At 57.2% G+C, this 2633-nt stretch carries 1 protein-coding gene; it reads right to left on the reverse strand.

Annotated elements, in window-relative coordinates:
• Positions 1–714: 714 nt before the first annotated feature.
• Positions 715–1614 carry an alpha/beta hydrolase gene (locus ACFOYU_RS15390; RefSeq protein WP_377034266.1) on the reverse strand — a complete coding sequence of 300 codons (900 nt, stop codon included), beginning with the start codon at positions 1612–1614 and terminating at the stop codon, positions 715–717.
• Between the last annotated feature and the right edge of the window lie 1019 nt (positions 1615–2633).

Consider the following 2633-nt stretch of genomic DNA (forward strand, 5'->3'; position numbering starts at 1 on the left):
ACTTTCCAGCTTTCGGATGAGCGGATTGTCGTGGAAGTGAGGAGATATGGCCAAGGTATGCCCCCTGTCTGTTGCAGGCGGGAGCACAAGCTACTCTCAGTCATCAGCGCCCAGGATCAATGGCTGACGATGCAAAAACTATACAACACAAGCGAATTTCTATCTATAGCCTGTGCTACTCCTATCATGACCATTGTGCGGCACAGGGTCTAGCGATTCAGCTCACCCACAAGCGAAGCAACCCGCATATCTGCATAGTCGCAGAAGCCCTCTTTGATAGCTGCTTCAAAGCCAAGCTGCCGATGCGTATCCCAACACCACTCTTCAAAGGTAACATGGGTTAATCTATACTGGTCGGCGTGCATCCAAGGTTTGGGGCGCAAGCCATGGAGTGACGCAGATGCGCAACCACTTCAATGAGCGCTGGGGCGGCCCAATTAGAGGCCTCCGTCTCCCTCTCACAGTCTGGAATGTCTTAATCGACGAGGGCATCACAACCATTGACCAGCTTCGGGTGGTTGCGGATCGTCTCGAACGACTTCCGGGTATTGGGGCCAAAATGGCCCGAGTGACCCGGGATGAACTCGCCCGTGCATTAGCTCCTGAAGGGAGCTCATCGAGCAGAGATTAAAGCCAACACAGGAACGCCCGAGGAGTGGACCCCGCGGGCGCTTTCATTCTTACTGCTACTATTCATGCAGCAGCTATAGATTATCACTTGCCGTGTTCGATAAATTCCAATACCTCGCGCCCCATCTCTTGGTCCGCGGTATTGAATTGATAGACCATCGAAAGGTGGTTGTGCCTATCCATGCGTGTGAATCGTGGGCAGGAGCGGTCGCGCTGACACAGCGCGGCGAGCAGAAGAGCCCCTTGGGTATCGAGATCCGGGTTGTCATACTCGGAAATAACCAAGAAGAGGGGCACTTTCGGCGCGTTCTGAACATGGCTGATAGGCGACATATCCGCATAGCGGGATGCGTCCGTTCCAAAGTATGCATGGAAGTTCTTCAGGTTTGGATCCGTCGGACTCGGGTCGAAATGGTAGCGCCCGCTCATCAGGACCGCCCCGGCAATCCCAGGGCCTTCGGCAGGGCGGACCTTATCGTGGAACAGGTATGTAGCGACATGGGTCGCGCCCGCGGAGTGACCGATAAGATAGATCCGGTTCGGGTCCCCGCCATACTGGGCGATGTTCTCCCTGACCCACTTCACCAGCGACTTGACGTCTTCGGCTGCGGCTGGCCATTTCGCTTCTGGCGCCAGTCGGTAGGTCCCATTGACGCCAACCATCCCGTTCCGGGCAAAATAGAGCGGGACGTTGCCGTAAATCTCCTCGTTTACATTACGGTCTCCCGCCACATAGGCGCCGCCGTGTAGGAAGACGACCACTGGCGCATTGCTCGTCTTCGTTGGCTTGTACACATCGAGCTTGTGCCGCTCATGCGGGCCGTAAGAAATATCACGTACGGTCTCAACGCCATCACGGGGGGCTTCCTTTAGAAGCGGAGTATAGAGCCGCTGGGTAATGGCTACATTGCCACCTATGTCCTTACCCCAACCAGGCCCGATTTCCTCAAGCCGCTTCTGCAAGGCTTCCGGCATGGCAGACATCTGAGCACTTGCTGTTACGGGTGCTAGAAGAGCCAAGGTAGTAAGAAGTACCTTAAGGCGCATTTTATCCTCCCATTGGGCAGGTCTGATGCTATGCAGGCACTTTCCCAGGGGCAAGGCAGAAGTGCCGGAGCCTCATAATCGCCCGCTTGACTACACCCCGCCTTCCGCTGACGGTGGCGGGGATGAGGTTACGCTCAGAGGCTGACATTGACGGGAAGAGGTGGCGGCATCCCCACCGATCCGGGAGTAGTTCGGAACTGACGTTAAGAGGAGGCTGCCCATAAAGCATGAGGCGCCTACACTCCCTGCGGCGGCCGCTGGCTGGGATTGGACGTTTCGACCGTAAAGGGGCGAGAGAACGAGAATGGGAGCTTATGCTCTTCCAACGCGACTTGGAAGGCTCGGCGTGCTCTCTCTCGGATCTCGTCGAGTTCGTCCTGAAGAGAGTTAATCTGCCCTTCATCTCCTCGAAGGAGGAGCAGTCCGGGGTCATGAACAGGCGCCCATCTTCGCCTCTGGTGTAGCGTAGGAGGGCAACCCTGACGGATGCCGGAGTGTCTGGGGTGCCGGGCTGGATCTCTACTCAAAGGCTCCGAACACGTGCATGGACTCGTCTAGTCGCGGCTTCGGTTCCGAACTGCTTCCGGATCGGTGGGACCGGCCTGCTAAGGGATGTTAAGGTTGCTAACGGCTCAAGGGAACCGCTGCTTGTTTAATGGTTTGCCAAAGAACAGGCCAACGGAGGAGCGCAGTATGTCAGGAACGTCAAAGCCAGAAAATCCTGCCCCGAAGGAACCCGATACGCCCGGTCTGCTGCCGGAGCTTCCGGACCTTGATCCCGTTCCGGAAGATGGAAGCCCAGCAGACCATAAAGGGCCGGCGCCAGAACATGTGCCTTTTGTTCCGCCCCCGGGCACTCAATGAGGGGTGGGGCCGCATGTCTGATCCACAGCAGCCTGACGTACCAGCACCTAGCCCTGAGCCTGTTCTGCCGCCTGCTGGGCCTCCTGGCCTTC

The organism is Microvirga sp. GCM10011540, from assembly GCF_042650665.1.
Classification (GTDB): Bacteria; Pseudomonadota; Alphaproteobacteria; order Rhizobiales; family Beijerinckiaceae; genus Microvirga; species Microvirga lenta.